This window comes from Neisseria yangbaofengii, from assembly GCF_014898075.1.
In the GTDB taxonomy this organism is placed as follows: Bacteria; Pseudomonadota; Gammaproteobacteria; order Burkholderiales; family Neisseriaceae; genus Neisseria; species Neisseria yangbaofengii.
Genome location: NZ_CP062976.1, coordinates 808,162 through 826,366, shown reverse-complemented (window position 1 = coordinate 826,366; position 18,205 = coordinate 808,162). Strand labels below are relative to the sequence as shown.

19 protein-coding genes are annotated in these 18,205 nt (G+C 50.8%); 11 read left to right on the top strand and 8 right to left on the bottom strand.

From position 1 onward, the window contains the following. Nucleotides 1-20 precede the first annotated feature (20 nt). Nucleotides 21-1,148, bottom strand: a complete 1,128-nt coding sequence (locus H4O27_RS04100; RefSeq protein ID WP_165009376.1) for a pseudouridine synthase — start codon at nt 1,146-1,148, stop codon at nt 21-23. Between the two features lie 362 nt (nt 1,149-1,510). Further along, a complete protein-coding gene (gene pdxH, locus H4O27_RS04095) occupies nt 1,511-2,143 on the bottom strand; it encodes a pyridoxamine 5'-phosphate oxidase (protein WP_165009378.1) in 633 nt (210 codons plus the stop codon). A gap of 99 nt (nt 2,144-2,242) precedes the next feature. Here pdxH and dut point away from each other — a divergent pair, with 99 nt between their 5' ends. Then, the gene (dut, locus tag H4O27_RS04090; RefSeq protein ID WP_165009452.1) at nt 2,243-2,695 is read left to right on the top strand and encodes a dUTP diphosphatase; all 453 of its coding nucleotides are present in this window, start codon (nt 2,243-2,245) and stop codon (nt 2,693-2,695) included. A gap of 63 nt (nt 2,696-2,758) precedes the next feature. Here the strand turns inward: dut and H4O27_RS04085 are convergent, their stop codons facing one another. After that, entirely contained in the window at nt 2,759-3,355 is a 597-nt protein-coding gene (locus tag H4O27_RS04085) for an LURP-one-related/scramblase family protein (RefSeq protein WP_165009380.1), read from the bottom strand. Nucleotides 3,356-3,434: 79 nt separating this feature from the next. Further along, nucleotides 3,435-3,920, bottom strand: coding sequence for a DUF4189 domain-containing protein (locus tag H4O27_RS04080; protein ID WP_165009382.1), 486 nt, complete (start codon nt 3,918-3,920; stop codon nt 3,435-3,437). A 73-nt stretch (nt 3,921-3,993) separates the two neighbouring features. Here H4O27_RS04080 and H4O27_RS04075 point away from each other — a divergent pair, with 73 nt between their 5' ends. Next, a complete protein-coding gene (locus H4O27_RS04075) occupies nt 3,994-4,449 on the top strand; it encodes a hypothetical protein (protein ID WP_165009384.1) in 456 nt (151 codons plus the stop codon). 164 nt (nt 4,450-4,613) lie between these two features. Here the strand turns inward: H4O27_RS04075 and nrdD are convergent, their stop codons facing one another. The 3 genes from nrdD to H4O27_RS04060 form a co-directional block, all read right to left on the bottom strand. Beyond that, complete coding sequence (nrdD, locus tag H4O27_RS04070; RefSeq protein ID WP_165009386.1) at nt 4,614-6,395, bottom strand: anaerobic ribonucleoside-triphosphate reductase; 1,782 nt, start codon at nt 6,393-6,395, stop codon at nt 4,614-4,616. A gap of 36 nt (nt 6,396-6,431) precedes the next feature. Next, on the bottom strand, nt 6,432-6,962 hold the full coding sequence (gene nrdG, locus H4O27_RS04065) for an anaerobic ribonucleoside-triphosphate reductase activating protein (RefSeq protein ID WP_165009388.1): 531 nt from the start codon (nt 6,960-6,962) through the stop codon (nt 6,432-6,434). Nucleotides 6,963-7,150: 188 nt separating this feature from the next. Beyond that, complete coding sequence (locus H4O27_RS04060) at nt 7,151-8,542, bottom strand: nucleobase:cation symporter-2 family protein (protein ID WP_165009390.1); 1,392 nt, start codon at nt 8,540-8,542, stop codon at nt 7,151-7,153. Nucleotides 8,543-9,039: 497 nt separating this feature from the next. Here H4O27_RS04060 and dapA point away from each other — a divergent pair, with 497 nt between their 5' ends. The 7 genes from dapA to H4O27_RS04025 all read left to right on the top strand — a co-directional run bounded on the left by dapA (nt 9,040) and on the right by H4O27_RS04025 (nt 14,854). Beyond that, entirely contained in the window at nt 9,040-9,915 is an 876-nt protein-coding gene (gene dapA, locus H4O27_RS04055; protein WP_165009392.1) for a 4-hydroxy-tetrahydrodipicolinate synthase, read from the top strand. Between the two features lie 17 nt (nt 9,916-9,932). Further along, entirely contained in the window at nt 9,933-11,075 is a 1,143-nt protein-coding gene (locus tag H4O27_RS04050) for an NlpB/DapX family lipoprotein (RefSeq protein ID WP_165009394.1), read from the top strand. 150 nt (nt 11,076-11,225) lie between these two features. Next, nucleotides 11,226-11,471 (top strand): NGO_0222 family membrane protein, encoded by a 246-nt coding sequence (locus H4O27_RS04045; protein ID WP_165009396.1) that lies wholly within the window; start codon nt 11,226-11,228, stop codon nt 11,469-11,471. Beyond that, entirely contained in the window at nt 11,464-12,060 is a 597-nt protein-coding gene (gene rdgB, locus H4O27_RS04040; protein WP_165009398.1) for an RdgB/HAM1 family non-canonical purine NTP pyrophosphatase, read from the top strand. The genes H4O27_RS04045 and rdgB overlap by 8 nt, the downstream gene beginning before the upstream one ends. A 55-nt stretch (nt 12,061-12,115) precedes the next feature. Next, nucleotides 12,116-13,336, top strand: a complete 1,221-nt coding sequence (hemW, locus tag H4O27_RS04035) for a radical SAM family heme chaperone HemW (RefSeq protein ID WP_165009400.1) — start codon at nt 12,116-12,118, stop codon at nt 13,334-13,336. 175 nt (nt 13,337-13,511) lie between these two features. Then, nucleotides 13,512-13,901 (top strand): RidA family protein, encoded by a 390-nt coding sequence (locus H4O27_RS04030; protein WP_165009402.1) that lies wholly within the window; start codon nt 13,512-13,514, stop codon nt 13,899-13,901. A 116-nt stretch (nt 13,902-14,017) separates the two neighbouring features. After that, complete coding sequence (locus H4O27_RS04025) at nt 14,018-14,854, top strand: symmetrical bis(5'-nucleosyl)-tetraphosphatase (RefSeq protein ID WP_165009404.1); 837 nt, start codon at nt 14,018-14,020, stop codon at nt 14,852-14,854. Nucleotides 14,855-14,967: 113 nt separating this feature from the next. Here the strand turns inward: H4O27_RS04025 and H4O27_RS04020 are convergent, their stop codons facing one another. Continuing rightward, nucleotides 14,968-15,183 carry a hypothetical protein gene (locus H4O27_RS04020; protein ID WP_165009406.1) on the bottom strand — a complete coding sequence of 72 codons (216 nt, stop codon included), beginning with the start codon at nt 15,181-15,183 and terminating at the stop codon, nt 14,968-14,970. Nucleotides 15,184-15,571: 388 nt separating this feature from the next. Here H4O27_RS04020 and H4O27_RS04015 point away from each other — a divergent pair, with 388 nt between their 5' ends. Further along, nucleotides 15,572-16,741, top strand: a complete 1,170-nt coding sequence (locus tag H4O27_RS04015) for an NAD(P)H-dependent flavin oxidoreductase (protein WP_165009408.1) — start codon at nt 15,572-15,574, stop codon at nt 16,739-16,741. Between the two features lie 169 nt (nt 16,742-16,910). After that, nucleotides 16,911-18,095 (top strand): succinyldiaminopimelate transaminase, encoded by a 1,185-nt coding sequence (gene dapC, locus H4O27_RS04010; RefSeq protein ID WP_165009410.1) that lies wholly within the window; start codon nt 16,911-16,913, stop codon nt 18,093-18,095. Nucleotides 18,096-18,205 lie beyond the last annotated feature (110 nt).

Here is an 18,205-nt window from a genome sequence, read left to right as displayed (position 1 = left end):
ATTGATTTCAACCCAACCGCTTACGAACGGCGGCGGTATTCACCCGGCAGCAGCATATCCGCCCATTTCATGATATTGGCGACTTCTGCCGGATTCAATTCGTAAAACCGGCCGCGTTTCAAACGGTTCGGCAGACCAATCGGGCCAAAGCCCACACGCACCAAGCGGCTTACGGTCAAGCCTTGGCTTTCGAAAATGCGGCGCACTTCGCGGTTTCGGCCTTCTTTAATCACCACGTTGTACCATTTATTCATGCCCTCGCCGCCCTGCTCGTAAATGCGCTCGACCTTGGCCAAACCGTCTTCCAGCATCACACCTTCCTGCGTCAGCATACGCATTTGCTCGGTGCTCAATTCACCCAACACGCGCACAGCATATTCGCGCTCGACTTCAAAACTCGGATGGGCAAAACGCTGCACCAATTCGCCTGAAGTAGTCAAAATCAGCAAACCGCTGGTGTTGATATCCAAACGGCCGATGGCCACCCAACGGCTGCTGGCCGCTTGCGGCAAACGGTCGAAAATACTCACTCGGCCTTGCGGGTCGTCACGCGATACGATTTCGCCTTCTTGTTTGTAATACAGAATAATGCGCGGCAGGCGGTCAGCCCATTTCAGCTTGATGACATTGCCTTTCACCGTCACATGGTCATCAGGCGTGACTTTTTCACCCAATTCGGCCGCGCGGCCATTGACCGTCACCCAACCGTTGCTGATCCATTCTTCCATCTCACGGCGCGAACCTACGCCCGAAGCGGCCAACACCTTTTGCAGACGCTCCGGCCCGAAGCGGGACAAATCGCTGCGGCGCTCTTTCAAATCGCGCGCGTGTTCCATGATTTTTTGGTTCGGATTGCGCACCATCAACTTTTTTGCTTTTGACGCACGCTGCTTCGGCGCACGCGGATTTTCCCCGGCCGTTTGGTCGCGGAAACTTGATTTTGCGGTTTTACCTGCTTTCAGGCCGTCTGAAACGGCTTCACCGCGCGCGCGGCGGCCTCCTTTGGATTCAGTTTCTTGGGATTTGGATTTAAAGCCGGATTCGGCTTTCGGTTTGCTTTTGAATGATACACTTTTCTTGGCGGGCTTTTTGGCGGCGGTTGCCACGCCGTCACGCCATTCACGCTTGCTGGTCGGCTTTTTGGCCATTATGAATCTCCTAACACGTTGGATACTTTGAAAACAACGGTTCTTCTGCGGCAAAGGCGGCAGGACAGTTGGACAATGAATACTGAGGCCGTCTGAAAAAATACACGTTTTCAGACGGCCTTTTATATCAACTGTGATTCTACCCTATTTTATTGAATTTGTGTCGGTTTTAATTTAGAAAAGGCCGTCCGGAGCCTTTGCAGAACCCGTAAACTTTTAGAAACCTTTATACCGTCATTCCCGCACGGGCGGGAATGACGGGCATAGTTTTCTTGTTTCAAAACGAGTTTTATATTTTATAAAGGTCTTTATCTGAAAACAGATAATTCAATACTTCATCTTTATCTCTCAATCGATTTCCATCAAGGCGCTAACCGTTCTTTCACCCACGCACCGTTTGCCAGCCGATACTGAATGCGGTCGTGCAAACGGCTCGGGCGGCCTTGCCAAAATTCAATACGGTCGGGAATCACGACGTAGCCGCCCCAATGCGGCGGACGCGGCACATGCAGCGGGTGCTTCGCGCCGGCTGCCGCGGCTTTGGCCACCAGCACGGCTTTGCCGGAAATCACTTCGCTTTGGTTGCTCGCCCATGCGCCAATACGGCTGGTGTAGGGGCGGCTGTCGAAATATTCGTCGGAAGCGGCGGCATCCAGTTTTTCAATGCGCCCTTCAATGCGCACTTGGCGCTCCAACTCCGGCCAGAAAAACGTCATCGCAGCAAATGGGTTGGCGGCAAACGATTTACCCTTGCGGCTGTGGTAATTAGTAAAAAAAACAAAGCCTTGCGTATTCACTTCTTTCAGCAGCACCATGCGGCTGTTGGGACGGCCGTCTTCGCCGACTGAAGCTACGTTCACCGCCGTCGGCTCGTTGACCTGCGAATGCATGGCTTCTTGCAGCCATTGCTCGAATTGGGTAATGGGGTTGCTGTTGCATTCTGATTCCGACAGCTCGCGTTTGCTGTAGTCTTCGCGGATATTGTGCAGATCCATGATGGTTCTCCTGTGGTTTGCTCTAATAATACGCTTTTTTTTCAGACGGCCTCAAGCTTGTTATAATGCCGTCTGAAAAATATGAATGCGAGAAAAACCATGCAAGCAGAAGTCGAACTGAAAATCTTAAACCCGAAAATGGCCGATCAGCTGCCCGCCTACGCCACCCCCGGCTCCGCCGGCTTGGACTTGCGCGCGTGCTTGGACCAAGCGGTGACGCTGCAACCGGGCGAAACTTATCTGGTGCCTACCGGCTTGGCCGTACATTTAGCCAATCCGGCTTACGCCGCCGTCTTGCTGCCGCGCTCCGGTCTCGGCCACAAGCATGGCATTGTATTGGGTAATCTGGTGGGCTTAATCGACTCGGATTATCAGGGTGAATTGAAAGTGTCGGTGTGGAACCGCAGCCAAACCGCATTCACCATCGAACCGATGGAACGCATCGCGCAAATGGTGATTGTGCCGGTGATTCAGGCGGCGTTTAAAGTGGTGGACGAATTTGCCGCCAGCGAACGCGGCGAAGGCGGATTCGGCAGCACGGGTAAAGCTTAAGCCTCTGATATAAAAGGCCGTCTGAAAACTTTTGTTTTCAGACGGCCTTTTTATTTAAATCATTTATCCGTCACCGCGCTCCAACAGCATCACCATCATCACCGCATTCAACACCAGCACGTCATCGCGCCCGTCTGTTTGGGCGAGCTTGTCCAAGCTGAACTTGCGCTCGAAAAACGACGGTTCTTTTTTCAGACGGTACACTTCCCGCCCGTCCGGCACAGTCAGTGCGTAAGTCGGGTTGAGAAAATAGCCGGTCAGCGAACCGAGCAAGGGAATTTCGCCGATCAAACCGTTTACCAAAGCCACCATCGGATTAGTTTCGCGCAGCCGGTACGCTTCGCGCCCCTGTTCGTCAAACAGCACGTAACTGGTTTTCCACAACGATTTCATGCCTTGGCGTTGGATTTTGCCGATGACATTACCGCTTGAATCGCGCACGGTATAAACCGCATTAAAATCAATGATACGGTCGGCCTGAATATTGAACAATTCGGTTTTGTCGCTACTGCTGCGAAAAATCTGCACCGATTCTTTGATTTTAAAAATCTTCTGCCGCGTGTAGGCAATTTCCTTGCCATCGGCATCAAACACAGAAAAATCGTTTGACGGCGTGAAGATTTTGAATTGGAAATTTAAAGGGAAACGGATATTCTGCATGAGTTTTTCTTCTGATGAAAAAGTCGGAAAAGGCCGTCCGGAATCAGGAATGTTTCAGAAGGCCTTCAGATTTTTGAGATTACAAAGACTTAATTCTGCTCCATAAAGTCTTCATCGCGCCACCGTAATAATCACTTGAAGTGCAATATGAAGCTTCAATGGCGCATTGTCCTTCAGTACCGAATTTTTTGCTGCATTGGGTAATCGCTTTTTGATGGATATTTTTAAACAGAGGCGAGCTGATGACCACCACGTTATTTGTTGTCAGGCGGTTGTGCGCGCGCGGATAAGCCACGGCAACGCAGGTATTTTGCAGCGGCATCACCGACCGGCAGCCGGTAGCTTGGTCTTTTTGTACGCCGGCCAACGCATCCTGACCGCGGCAATAGGCGGCCAATTCGTTACTGGCATCGAGCTGGTTGAGATTTTCGCGCGTGGTTTTAATATGCAGTATATCGCTGCCGTCGCTCGGATTTTGCCAAAAAGCCAAATAACCGTAGGTATCGGCGGCTGCGGCAATGGCTGCCCAGCCGCTGAATATCAATGCAGAGAGAATTTTCTTCATGGTGATTCTCGATGATTTCCAAATTCAGATTCAATATAAAACAAATGTCGGTTTGAGGTGATTATGGGCTCAAATGATGTATTTTCAAACCGTTTTCATTTATTTTAACTTGAATTTATGCAACATTTCGGCCCTTTCTTTCTTTAGCGTAAGCCGCCGAGGATGTCCAAAACGCGGTTTCAATCCCACATCCGCCCGCCTGCGCTACCGTATTTCAGACGGCATTGTTGCAAAGCCTGCGCCCGCCGCTTTGCTAAACGCTGCATTTTATGCCGCCGCCACATTTTCATGTTTCAACAAACCTTGCGCACGCGGCCATGCCGCTGCCGAGCAAGGTTTGTTCAATGTAATAAATGCTCCTGCAACCACTCTCTTCCTGCGCACTCAAATTCCACAAGCTGTCTTGCGCTTGACAAAATGCATCCAACTCTGCTTTTGCTTCTTCTACGCTTGCGTTCTCGGCAGTGGTTTTGGTTACGGTCACGATTTCGGCTCGGGCGGGATGCTGCCAAAATACAATAAACCATGAGTATCCGCGGCATAAAGCAGCGGCGTGAGTAAAAAAATAAATAGGAAAAACAAAGGTGTTATATATCGATAAACCAACAAAATCTGCTTAAGCTTGAATTATATAACGAAAGGCCGTCTGAAACGGATAAAACCTTGTTCAGACGGCCTTTACTTTTAGGTAGCTTACGCCGCTTGGCGGTGGTAATGCCGCAAGGCATGTTCTTTACGCCGCCCGCTGCTGAAGGCCGACACGCGTTTGAGATAGCCGATGATGCGTGTGCCGTAGTCGATGTTGTTCGAACCGCAGCTGCTGCAGGCGTGTAAGGTGCGTTTGTCGATGTGGCCGCATTCGTTGCAGATGGTAATACGCACATTCACGCAGAAATAGTTGCAGCCGGTTTGCGCGGCGATGTCGAGCAGCGAACGGTAGCCGCTTTTCGGCAGGGCTTCGTCTAAGTTCAAATGCAGGGCGGAGCCACCGTCGAGCCAATCGACCATTTCTTTGCCGTGTAACAGGAATTTATCCAACGCATTGATTTCTTCGTCTTCCACCGCATAGAAATACGAATTGTAGCAATCACGGCTCACTTGATAGCCGTCGGCTTTGTCCCATTTGGCGTTTTTCACGCCGAGGTTTTCCGCTGGTACGAATTCGGTGTTGAACTTCACGCCGTAATGTTTGCCGGCGGCTTGGTTGGCTTCAAAAATGGTTTTCAGACGGCCTTGTACAAAAGCAACGTATTCTTCGTTGTAACCGACTTTGATGCCGTGAAATTCCGCCGCTTCGGCCATACCGTTGATGCCGATGGTGAGAAACTGTTTGTCCAGCGTAATAAAACCTGCGTCATACACCGGCAGCATGCCCGCGGCTTGGTATTCTTCCATCAGCTTGCGGTAAGCGTATTGATATTGATGGATTTTCGCCACTTCCGCCGCCAAGTCCCGCCCGTCTTGTTCCAAGCGGTTCATGTTGATGGTGATGACGTTAATCGAGCCGGTCGCTACGCCGCCCGCACCCAAGGTGTAGGAAAAGGTGCGGTCTTCAATGGCGTTGCGCAAACGGCAGCACGAAGCCAGCGAATCGGGGTTGTCGGACAAATACACGAAAAACGAATTGCCTTCAGCCAATTCCTGCGCCATTTCACCGGCAAACCGCGTGTCTTTGCACCTGCCTTCGTCGGTAAGCATGGCGGAGGTGACGACAGGAAAAGTCAACACGGCTTTAGTGCGCTCTTGATTAAACCATTTCAGGAAAAAGTTTTGCAGCTTGGCCACGCTCTGCCAATCGGGTTTGCCGAAATCGGGGAAGACAAAATCGCCGAACATGGCTTCAAAATAATATTGGTCATACACCGAAATATTCCAAAACACGCTCTGATAACCGCGTGCGGCGGCGGGCTGGTTGATGCTGTACACCACCTGCTGCAAGTGATTGGCCACTTCGGCAGCGTGGGTCTCCAAATAATCATCACCGAAATCACGGCGGGCAAAATGGTCGAAATAAGTGAGAAATTCCACCGTTGCCACCGCACCGGCAAATTGCGCGCTGATGGCAAACACCAGATTCACAAACGAGCCGCAAAACGAAGCCAAGTGTTTGGGCGCTTTCGATTCGCCGCCAAGCTTGGCCAAACCGTCGAGCAAAAACGGATACAGCGTCACCGACACGCAATACGGTTTCAAGCTGGTTTCGTCGTGCACATAAATTTCGTGTGCCTCGATTTGGCGGATGTATTCATCGGCTGCACCCTGCCCAAATAATTCGGCAATCTTGCGCGACACCTGACTGCGGTTAATCTGCACGAAAAAATCCTTCATCAATTCCGCTTCCATCGTGGCGATGTTTTTCTGCGTAACGTTGGCGTTGGCGTCCATCTTCGAGCCGTCGGCCGCATTGGCCGCGTGAATGTAGTCGCGCATAAAATCGAGTTTGCCGTTTAACTGTTCGGGATGCAGCCGAATCATGTTGTTCTCCTAGTAAGGTTGGTTGGTGGGCGGCGGTCAGGCCGTCTGAAAAAAGTCGGGTTGAGCAGGTGTGATAGCGATGTTTTTTTGCGGACGGTCTTTGATAAAACAGTGATTCAGCACTTCGCCTGTGCGCAAATCCGTAAATCGTTGATTGGTCGTCGGGCTGTCGAGACCGCCCAGTTCCATCACCCAACGGCCGGTTTTCAAATAATCCAAACGTTCAATCAGGCCGTCTGAAACTGCCTCCAATTCATCGCGCTCCAAACCGGTATACAGGCAGGTTTTCAATCCGGCGGATTGTGCAAGCATTAAAAGCGGCAGCAATGCTTCAGGCTGCCATTCGCCGCCCATAAACAGCACACAGCTAATCAAACCTCGATAGCGTTTAAGACGGCCTGCTAAATATTCGGAGGTCAAAGCCTTGCCCAAACCGACCTTCCAACTGCCGGCACTGTGACAGCCTTGGCAGCGCAGCGGGCAGCCGGCAATCAGAAACGCCAATGAAGTTTCATTCGGCACTTCTTGCCAGACAATGTGTTCGGCAGTAAAAGTGAACGCTTGCATATCAGATGACCAAATACTATATTTAGTGAGTATTTAATCATATTAATACTAAATATGGTATTTTTAAGTTTAAATCTGATTTTTGCTTAACATAGAAAATTTTTATAAACATAATTTAACTTAACTAATTAATATGAAAAAGGCCGTCTGAAACAATCGTTTCAGACGGCCTTCGATTCGCTTTCAAGTTAGTGTTCCAAGCTATCGGTATTCACATGAATTGCGGCTTCGGTTTTGTCTTCCGGCAACACCAAGTTCAGAATCACCGCCATGATACCGCCGGCAGAAATTGAGTTTTGGAACAACACCGGTAGATTTTTAAACACTTCCGGCTCAAATGCCACGCCCAAGCCGATGCCGACAGAAGTTGCCGCAATCACGGCTTCGCGGCGGCGGATACCGTTGCTTACCAAGATGCGTACACCGGCAATCGCAATCAAACCAAACATCAACACCATCGCGCCCCCCAATACCGGACTCGGAATAGTGGTAAACGCGCGGCCAATCACAGGGAACAAGCCCAGCAGAATCAGAATCGCGGCAATGTATTTGCCCACATGGCGCGAAGCCACGCCGGTCATCTGAATTACGCCGTTGTTTTGCGCAAACGTGGTCAGCGGCAGCGAACCCAAAGCGGTCGCAATCACCGACACCAAACCATCGGCCAACACGCCGCCGCGCAGACGTTCGGTGTATTCGATGCCTTCAATCGGCTTGTCCGACACCATCGCCGTGGCCGTCAAATCACCCACTGCTTCAAACACGCTCAACAAATAAATCGCACCGGCCACAATAAATGCATGCCAATCAAAAGCAAAACCATATTTGAACGGCACGGGAATGGTCATCAGCGGCAGGTTTTGCAATGCCGCAAAGTCCACCTTGCCCAAAAACAACGCCACGATATAACCCGCAATCAAACCCACGGCAATGCCGCTCATGCGCAACAACGGGTTTTTCATGCAGTTGAACAGCAACACGATAAACAACACCAGCGATGCCAAGCCCAGATTTTCCATCGAACCGAATGTGCCGTCAGCCTTAGCGCCGAAGCCGCCGCCGAAATCGGTAATGCCGACGTGAACCAGGCTCAAACCGATCAACATCACCACCACACCGCTCACGGTCGGCGTAATCACTTTTTTCAAGTACGGCAGCAACCAAGCGGAAAAACACACCAAAAACGCACCGACAAACGACACGCCCAACAACGTTGAAATCATGGCGTTCTCAGTTAGACCACCTTCTTTCATGCCCGTGCCTAACGCAATCATCACGGTTACAAACGAAAAGTTCACCGACTGAATCGACAGCATACCCGAGCCGACCGCCCCGAAACGGTTCACCTGCAAATAGGTGCCGATACCGGAGGCCACCATCGCCATCGATACCAAATAAGCGGTCATTTCCACCGGCAGATTGAGCGCACCGCCGACAATCAGCGCCGGCGTAATCATCGGCACAAAAATCGCCAGTAAGTGCGTAATGGCACTCAACAATGCATTCATAAAAGGCGGTTTGTCTTCCAAACCGTACACCAAATCAGGCGATTGAGCCTGCTTGTCCGTTGCGTGCACCATACCCATCCTTTAAAGTTAGTAATAAACAGATAATTTTTGTAAGGGCAAAATTGTATACAAGCTTTGGCATCCGGACAAATTTTCAGACGGCCTGCAAGGCGTAGCGGCATGTAATCGCAACACTTACTGAATAATTGGCTCGATTTGATTTCTGATACATCGATATTGGGCAATTGATTGCTTAAGAATACCGGCATTTCCGCTCCCCCCGATAGGCTTATTATTAGGCTGCCGGACACAGGCCGTCTGAAACCTTATGATTTTCAGACGGCCTTAGTGCGTTTTTGAAGATTTAACACTTTTTAGCCTTGACACAAAAAAGCCTAAGCTTGATAAGCAATTATTTGTTTTTAATAAATATATCCCCCAAAACAATCCTAACACTCCAATCTATTGCACAAACGTCTGTTTAAGCAGTGTTTCACACCAACAACAAAGTAAGCTACAATCGCCGACATAACCGACTTCATCATTATCGAATAAAGGTTTCATTCATTATGTTAAAAGGTAGCTTGGTTGCCCTGATTACCCCGATGAATCAAGACGGCAGCATTAATTTCGAACACCTGAAAAACCTGATTGACTGGCACATCGACAACGGCACCGACGGTATCGTCGCAGTCGGCACCACCGGCGAGAGCGCAACTTTAGACGTTGGCGAGCACTTGGCTGTGATTGAAGCCACAGTTAAGCATGTCAACAAACGCGTGCCCGTAATTGCCGGCACCGGCGCCAACAACACCGCCGAAGCCATCGCTTTGTCGAAAGCCGCAGAAAAAGTCGGTGCCGATTACAGCTTGTCGGTGGTTCCTTATTACAACAAACCTTCGCAAGAAGGCATCTACCGACATTTCAAAACCATTGCCGAAGCCACTTCGATTCCGATGATTGTGTACAACGTACCGGGCCGTACCGTGGTAAGCATGAGCAATGAAACCATACTGCGTCTGGCCGAAATTCCGAATATCGTCGGCGTTAAAGAAGCCAGTGGCGACATCGGTCGCGACATCGAGCTGATTAACAGCACGCCGGAAGGCTTCACCGTATTATCGGGCGATGATCCGACCGGTATGGCCTTTATGCTCTCGGGCGGTCACGGTGTGATTACCGTTGCAGCCAACGTTGCACCGAAATTATTTGCCGATATGTGCCGCGCCTCATTGGCCGGCGACATTGCGGCGGCACGTCAACTCAATAACCAACTGATTCCAATCTACAACACCATGTTCTGCGAACCAAGCCCTGCCGCACCAAAATGGGCCGCCGCAGCATTGGGCAAATGCGAAGCACATGTGCGCCTGCCTTTGGTCGCCCTGACTGAAGACGGCCAAGTCAAAGTGCGCCGCGCATTGGAAGCAGCCAAACTGATTTAACCTCACAGGAAACCGAGATGACTTACCTCAAACCGATAGCCGTGGCTATCGCCCTGATTAGCCTGACCGCGTGCTCCAGCGGCAAAAAAGAGCAACCTAAGCTGGATTACCAAAGCCAAACACGCAAAATCGTGAATTTGGAAGTACCGCCTGATTTGACCAATCCGGATCAAGGCAATCTCTATCACCTGCCGGCGGGCAACGGTGCCGTGCGCGCGACCGAACTGGACAACCGCCGCAACCGTACGCAAGCCACGCAACAACCGGCCAACCAAGCCGTGTTGCAATCGGTAAAAGGTGTTAGCTTAGAGCGCGACGGCAGCCAGCGCTGGGTCGTGGTTGACGGCAAACAGCCGGCCGAACTGTGGCCATTACTGAAAGCCTTCTGGCAAGAAAACGGCTTCGACATCAAATCGGAAGAGCCTGCCATCGGCCAAATGGAAACCGAATGGGCGGAAAACCGTGCCAAAATCCCGCAAGACACCTTGCGCCGCTTGTTCGACAAAGTCGGCTTGGGCGGCATTTACTCAACCAGCGAACGCGACAAATTCATCATTCGAGTTGAAAAAGGCAAAAACGGCACCACCGATGTCTTCTTCGCCCACAAAGGCATGGAAGAAGTATATGGCGACAAAAACAAAGACACCACCATGTGGCAGCCGCGCCCGAACGATCCAAACTTAGAAGCCGCCTTCTTGGCGCGTTTCATGCAATATTTGGGTATGGACGAAAAACAGGCTGAAAACGCCTTGGGCCAAAGCGTTGCGCCGCGTGCCAATGCCGGCGATTTGGCCAAAGTAGAAGGCCAAACCCTGCTGCTCAACGGCGACTACGGCCGCAACTGGCGCCGTACCGCACTGGCACTGGATCGCATCGGCCTGACCGTATTGGGCCAAAATGCCGAACGCCACGCTTTTTTGGTGCAACAAGCGCCAATCGAAAGCGAAGCCGTAAAAAGCCAAAAACCGGGCATGTTCAGCCGCTGGTTTGGTAAAGGCAAAAAAGCCGAAACCCGACAAGTGCAACATCCTGAACTGATTGTTTACGTTGAACCGGTTAACAACGGCGCACGCATCAGCCTGCTGAACAAAGACGGCAGCAGCTACAAGGGCAGCGATGCCCCAACCCTGATTGGCCGCCTGCATTCAGAATTGCGTTAAGCCACCGGCTTATGCCTCAAAACCGCTTTTGAATTCAATGTTCAAAAGCGGTTTTGCTTATGCGGGTAAGACCATTTGAAACGCAAATAATTTCAGACGGCCTCCTCTATCCGCTATAATACGGCATTTCGCTATGCAGCAAACTTGCTCATGAACCAACGCAAAACCTACCTGCTCTGCATCGTCTTTTTTACCCTGCTGTTTATGGCCTTGGTACTGCTGGGCAGCTATCTGATTTCCATCGGCAGCAAACAATTTGCCGTGGCCGCATTCTTATTCGCATTTGCCGCCATCTTCGGCCAAATCGCCAGTTTGGCACTTTATCTGCGTTTAAAAGCCAAAATGCAGTATAGACAAACAAAGGCGCAAGGCAACCAAGGAAAGCCCCATGTTTGACAAAATCGTTTTAGCCAGCGGCAACGCCGGTAAACTCAAAGAATTTTCCCGTCTGTTTGCCGAACAAAATATCGACATCCTGCCTCAATCACAATTTAACACACCCGAATGCCCCGAGCCGCATTTTACCTTCGTTGAAAACGCGCTGGCCAAAGCCCGCCACGCTGCCAGACACAGCGGCTTGCCTGCCTTGGCCGATGACAGCGGCATTTGCGCCAATGCTTTAGGCGGCGCACCGGGCGTATTGTCTGCCCGTTATGCCGGATCCTGCCCAAAATCCGATTCCGCCAACAATGCCAAACTTTCCGCCGATCTGGCCGATAAAGCCGACCAAAGCTGCTATTATGTTTGCGTATTGGTATTCGTGCGCCACGAGCATGATCCGCAGCCTGTTATCGCCGAAGGCATTTGGCGCGGCCAATGGCAACAACAAGCTGCCGGCGGCAACGGTTTCGGCTACGATCCTCATTTTTTCCTGCCCGAACACGGCTGTACCGCCGCCGAACTCGCACCTGAAGTCAAAAACGCCGTCAGCCACCGCGGTTTGGCTTTGCAAGAATTACTCAAAAAAATCCAAGCCGCAATGTAATCCATTCAAACAGGCCGTCTGAAACATTTCAGACGGCCTCACACACAAACCCGCCATGACCCCGATCCTCCTCAATCAATCAGAACAGCTCACTGCCCTGCCGCCGTTATCGCTCTATATCCACATTCCGTGGTGCATCAAAAAATGCCCGTATTGCGATTTTAACTCGCACAATATCTTGCGTTACCAACCGCTTGCCACCATCACACCGGCGCAAACCGCCCCAAGCGGTTTACCCGAAGATGCTTATGTCGATGCTTTACTGGCCGACTTGCAAACCGAATTACCTAATATATGGGGGCGGCCGGTCGAAACGATTTTCTTTGGCGGCGGCACACCGAGCCTGTTCGGCGCACAAACCATTGACAGGCTGCTGAGCGGCGTGCGTTCGTTGGTGCGTTTGCAACCGAATGCGGAAATTACGCTGGAAGCCAATCCCGGTACGTTTGAAATCGAAAAGTTTCAAGGCTTTAAAGAAGCCGGCATTACCCGTCTTTCCATTGGCGTGCAGAGCTTTAACGACGACATACTGCCCCGCTTAGGGCGTGTACACAACAGCCGCGAAGCCTTAACCGCCATCGATACTGCTTTGAATTTATTCGATAAAGTCAATATTGATTTAATGTATGCACTGCCGGACCAAACCGTTCGGACGGCCTTAGGCGATGTCCATACCGCCATCGCCACCGGTGCAAGCCACATCAGTGCCTATCATCTCACGATGGAGCCAAACACCGCTTTCGGCCACACACCGCCGCCAGGTTTACCAAGCGATGAAAACGCTTTAGACATCGAAGATGCGGTACATACAGCGTTGGAGCAAGCCAGTTTTATCCATTACGAAACATCCGCTTTTGCTCGAGCCGGCATGCAGTGCCGCCATAATCTCAATTATTGGCAATTCGGCGACTACATCGGCATCGGTGCAGGTGCGCACGGCAAGATTTCCTACGCCGGCCGCATCGAACGCACCATCCGCCGCCGCCATCCCAACGATTATCTTGCCGCCATGCAAAGCGATCCGGCCGACGGCATAGAGCGCAAAACCATTCAGCGCGATGATTTGGCCTTTGAATTCATGATGAATGCCCTGCGCCTGACTGATGGCGTGCCCGCTGCCATGTTGCAACAGCGCACCGGCATTCCAACTGCACACATCATGCCGCAAATTGAAACCGCACGCCGCAAAGGCTTGCTGGAGCCTGATCCGACCGTGTTTAAACCCACTGCACAAGGCCGCCTGTTTTTAAATGATTTGTTGCAATGCTTTTTATAGGTTATTGATAAAACAAGATAAAGGCCGTCTGAAATAGATTCCCCGTTTTTTTCAGACGGCCTTGATACAAAATAGGCCGTCTGAACCGCAATCAGACACACCGTCCATCTTCCTAAGCCGCACAAAATTTTGTATCATAACAGCCTATTCCAACTGCTTTTTCAGGAGAAACATCATGGCAAAAACCATCATTCACACCGACAACGCTCCAGCTGCCATCGGCGCTTACAGCCAAGCCGTGCGTGCGGGGGACACTGTTTACATGAGCGGCCAAATCCCGCTTGACCCGGCTACCATGCAAGTGGTCGGCGACGGCGATTTCCGTGCCGAAGCGGTGCAAGTATTCAAAAACCTGCAAGCCGTAGCGGAAGCAGCCGGCGGTTCATTGAACGATATTGTTAAAGTCAACGCCTATCTGACCGACTTAGGCAACTTCGCCATTTTCAACGAAGTGATGGCAGAATTTATCGCCGAGCCGTTCCCAGCCCGCGCCGCCGTCGGCATCGCCGGCCTGCCTAAAGGCGTACAAGTTGAAGCGGAAGCAGTATTAGTGCTAAACGCATAAACCATTTACTTTAAAAAATAAAGGCCGTCTGAAACGGTCTCAAGCATCATTGCTTTCAGACGGCCTATTTTCTCAATAAGCCGTCGGAAACCCCACCATCAGGAATCAGAATCAACATGGCGCATTATGCAATCGGCGACATTCAAGGATGCTATGACGAGCTTTCGGTTTTGCTGAAAAAAATCGACTTCAACCACGGCACCGATACCCTGTGGCTCACCGGCGACATCGTCAACCGCGGCCCCAAATCCTTGGAATCGCTGCAATTTGCCATGCAGCATCCCGACAGTGTTCAAATCATTCTTGGCAACCACGATTTCCACCTGCTTGCCGTCGGCTATGGCCACGGTACCACCAAACGCAGCGACACCATCGCCCCGATTCTGAATCACCCCGACAGCCGAAAAATGCTCGACTGGCTGCGTCATCAACCTTTGATGATTCGCAACGACAGCCACGTTATGGTACATGCCGGTATTTTGCCGCAATGGTCTGTTGCCCAAGCCGAAGAATTAGCGCGTGAAGCCGAAACTGAATTGCAAGGCAGCAAATACCAAAAATTCTTTGCCAAAATGTACGGTAACACCCCGATTGCGTGGGATGAAAATTTAAGCGGTTACGGCCGTTTGCGCTTTATCGTCAACGTGTTCAGCCGAATGCGCGCGCTGACCTACCAAAACGAACTCGATTTCGATTTCAAAGCCACACTCGACAAAATGCCGATTTATCTGCGCCCATGGTTCCGCGTTCCCGACCGTCAAAACCTGAGCCATAAAATCGTATTCGGCCATTGGTCGTCACTCGGCTACATGAACACCGACGGTATCATCTCGCTCGACACCGGCGCATTGTGGGGCGGCGAACTCACCGCCGTCAACCTCGACACCGAAGCCGTGACCCAAATCCCCGCTATCAACGGCTTGGATTGGCGCACCGCTTTGAAAAAAGATTGACACTAAAAAGATAAGGAGCACCATCGGCGCGCATGAAGCCGCGTTTGGCGCATCGCTTACGCTGCCGCCGTCAAACGCGGCTGCACGCGCTTTGTTCGTGCTGATTTTTTTCATTAGGGCACCTCTTTGCCGATGATTTCGCGCACAGACAAACGGCCGTATTCATTTGCGGCGCTTTGGATTTGTGGAATGCGGTCGCGTGAAGAGATAGGGAAATTGACTGTTTTAGAGCAATGGGTGTTGTCGGCATCATCTTTGAAAACGCGCACGATAAAAGATTTTGGGAATTTAGGCGGTTCGGGATTAACAGTGTAGAAAACAATGCACATAAAAAAAGCCCCTTTCGTTAAAGGGGCTTTACATTGGTCAAAAATATCCCTTTGATGAGGCGCAATATCTAAGGCCGTCTGAAAAATTTAGGTTCAGACGGCCTTTATTTTGCTCATACAAAATTAAACATTTTTCTGATTTCACCATCAACCTTACCACGGCCCTTATTTTCATTGGCATCTTCACGACATCAAATAATTTATATAAATAATTGAATTATTTTAATTTATTATCATTCCACACTATACTGAATTCACATTTTTATGTTACCTTTTGAAAAAACTATAGAATTACTCTAATTTTTAGATTTTTTAGAGTATAATGCCTAGAATTTAAGAACACACTGACACACATCGTAACACTCACTCCAACACCTGAGGCCATTACATGTCACACTCCTTCGATCCATTGGTTATCCGCGGCAAGTCATTGATTCCCGTCGTTCAAGGCGGCATGGGCGTGGGTATTTCAGCGTCTAAATTATCCAGTGCAGTTGCCCGTGAAAACGGCATCGGCACTATCGCCAGCGTGGATTTACGCCATCTGCACGAAGACTTGCTGGCAGAATCAACAATCGACCCGACCGAAGAAAAATACACCAAGCTCAACTGTATCGCGCTGGACCGTGAAATCCAAAAAGCCAAAAGCGATGCCCAAGGCAACGGCATGATTGCCGTGAACGTGATGAAAGCAGTCAAAGACCATGCCGCTTATGTGCGCCAAGCCTGCGAATCGGGTGCAGATGCGATTGTGATGGGTGCCGGCTTACCATTGGATTTGCCGGAAATGACCGAGGGCTATCACAAAGATGTGGCTTTGTTTCCGATTTTATCGGAATCGCGCGGCATCAATATTGTATTGAAACGCTGGATGAAAAAAGGCATTTTGCCCGATGCCATTGTGATTGAGCACCCTGCCCACGCTGCCGGACACTTAGGAGCGGCCACCGTAGCCGGTGTCAACGATAAAAAATTCGAGTTTAAGCGTGTGATTGAAGAAACCTTGGAAATGTTTAAAAATTTGGGCTTGGAAAGCGAAAAAATCGCCTTGGTATTGGCCGGCGGCATGGCAAATTTCGAAAAAGTCACCACCGCGCTGAAAATATGGGGTGCCAATGCCGTGCAAATCGGCACCGCATTTGCCGTGACCCAAGAAGGCGATGCCCACATCAATTTCAAAAAAACCTTGGCCGGTGCCGATACCGAGCAAGTGGTTGAATTTATGTCGGTCGCCGGTTTGCCGGCCCGCGGCGTGCGCACCAAATTTCTCGACAACTACATCAAGCGCGAGGCCAAATTGCAATCGGTGGCCAAAGCCGACCCGCGCCGCTGCACCCAAGGCTTAAACTGCCTGACCAGTTGCGGTTTGCGCGACGGTCTGGACAAAGCCGGCCAATTCTGTATCGACATCCAACTTTCTGCCGCTCTCCGTGGCGAAGTCGATAAAGGCTTATTTTTCCGTGGTAAAGACCCGCTTCCATTCGGCAACGCCATGCGCACGGTGCAAGAAACCATTCACTATTTGTTAAACGGTGCTATGCCGGTTGCGGCAAAATAAAACTGACAGGCCGTCTGAAACGTTTCAGACGGCCTTTTACTATTCAAAGATTTATCTCCGGCTTAAAACTTTTCAGACGGCCTCAATCCATCACAGCCTGCGCAGATTGTTAACAAAATAAATCAGAAAAATGTTAACATAGCAGTTAAATTTTAGGCTCGGAAAAATCATGAATTCATTATTATCCCAACTCAAACCCTACCCGTTTGCCCGTTTACGCGAAGCCATGCAAGGCTTGGAAGCGCCTGAAGGCTTACCAACCGTACCGCTGCACATCGGCGAACCCAAACACGCCACCCCTAAAGTCATCACCGATGCGCTCACTGCTTCTTTGAGCGAATTGGAAAAATACCCGCTCACCGCCGGCTTGCCGGAATTGCGCCAAGCCTGTGCTGACTGGTTGGCGCGCCGCTATGACGGTTTAAAAGTTGACCCGGCTACTGAAATCCTGCCGGTACTGGGCAGCCGCGAAGCCTTGTTTTCGTTTATTCAAACGGTTTTGGATCCGGTTGCCGACGGCAAGCCTGTGGTCATCAGCCCGAATCCGTTTTACCAAATCTACGAAGGCGGCACCATTCTCGGCGGTGGTGAAATCCATTTTGCCAATTGCCCTGCACCGTCGTTCAACCCTGATTGGTCGAGCGTTTCAGACGGCTTGTGGCAACGCACCAAAATGGTTTTGGTCTGCTCGCCGAATAACCCGAGCGGCAGCGTCCTGCAATTGGAAGACTGGCAAGAATTGTTTGCCCTGCAAGACAAATACGGTTTCGTGATTGCTTCCGACGAATGCTATTCGGAAATCTATTTCGACGGCAAAAAGCCCATCGGCGGCTTGCAGGCAGCGGCACAATTAGGCCGCGGCTTCGATAAATTGATGATGTTTACCAGCTTGTCCAAGCGCTCCAATGTGCCGGGGTTGCGCTCGGGCTTTGTGGCGGGCGATGCCGCTTTGCTGAAAGCATTTTTGCTTTACCGCACCTACCACGGCAGCGCGATGAGCATTCCGGTGCAACGCGCCAGCATTGCCGCATGGAACGATGAAACCCACGTCATCGACAACCGCCGGCTGTATCAGGAAAAATTCGACAAAGTGATTCCGATTTTGCGCGAAGTATTTGATGTCGATTTCCCCGACGCTTCGTTCTATATCTGGCTGAAAGTACCGGACGGCGATGATTTGGCCTTTGCCAGACGCTTATGGACAAAAGCGGCGATTCAAGTCTTGCCCGGCCGCTTCCTGGCGCGCGACACCGAGCAAGGCAACCCGGGCGAAGGCTATGTGCGCATCGCTTTGGTAGCCGATGTGGAAACCTGCGTCAAAGCGGCAGAAATCATCGTGTCGCTGTATCGTTGATCGTTTGTGTGATACATAGGCCGTCTGAAAAAGTTCAGACGGCCTTTTAGTTGGTGTGATTAAGCATTTCAACCGCCCCGATTCTTGCCCTGCTTGGCGTTTAAAACTAA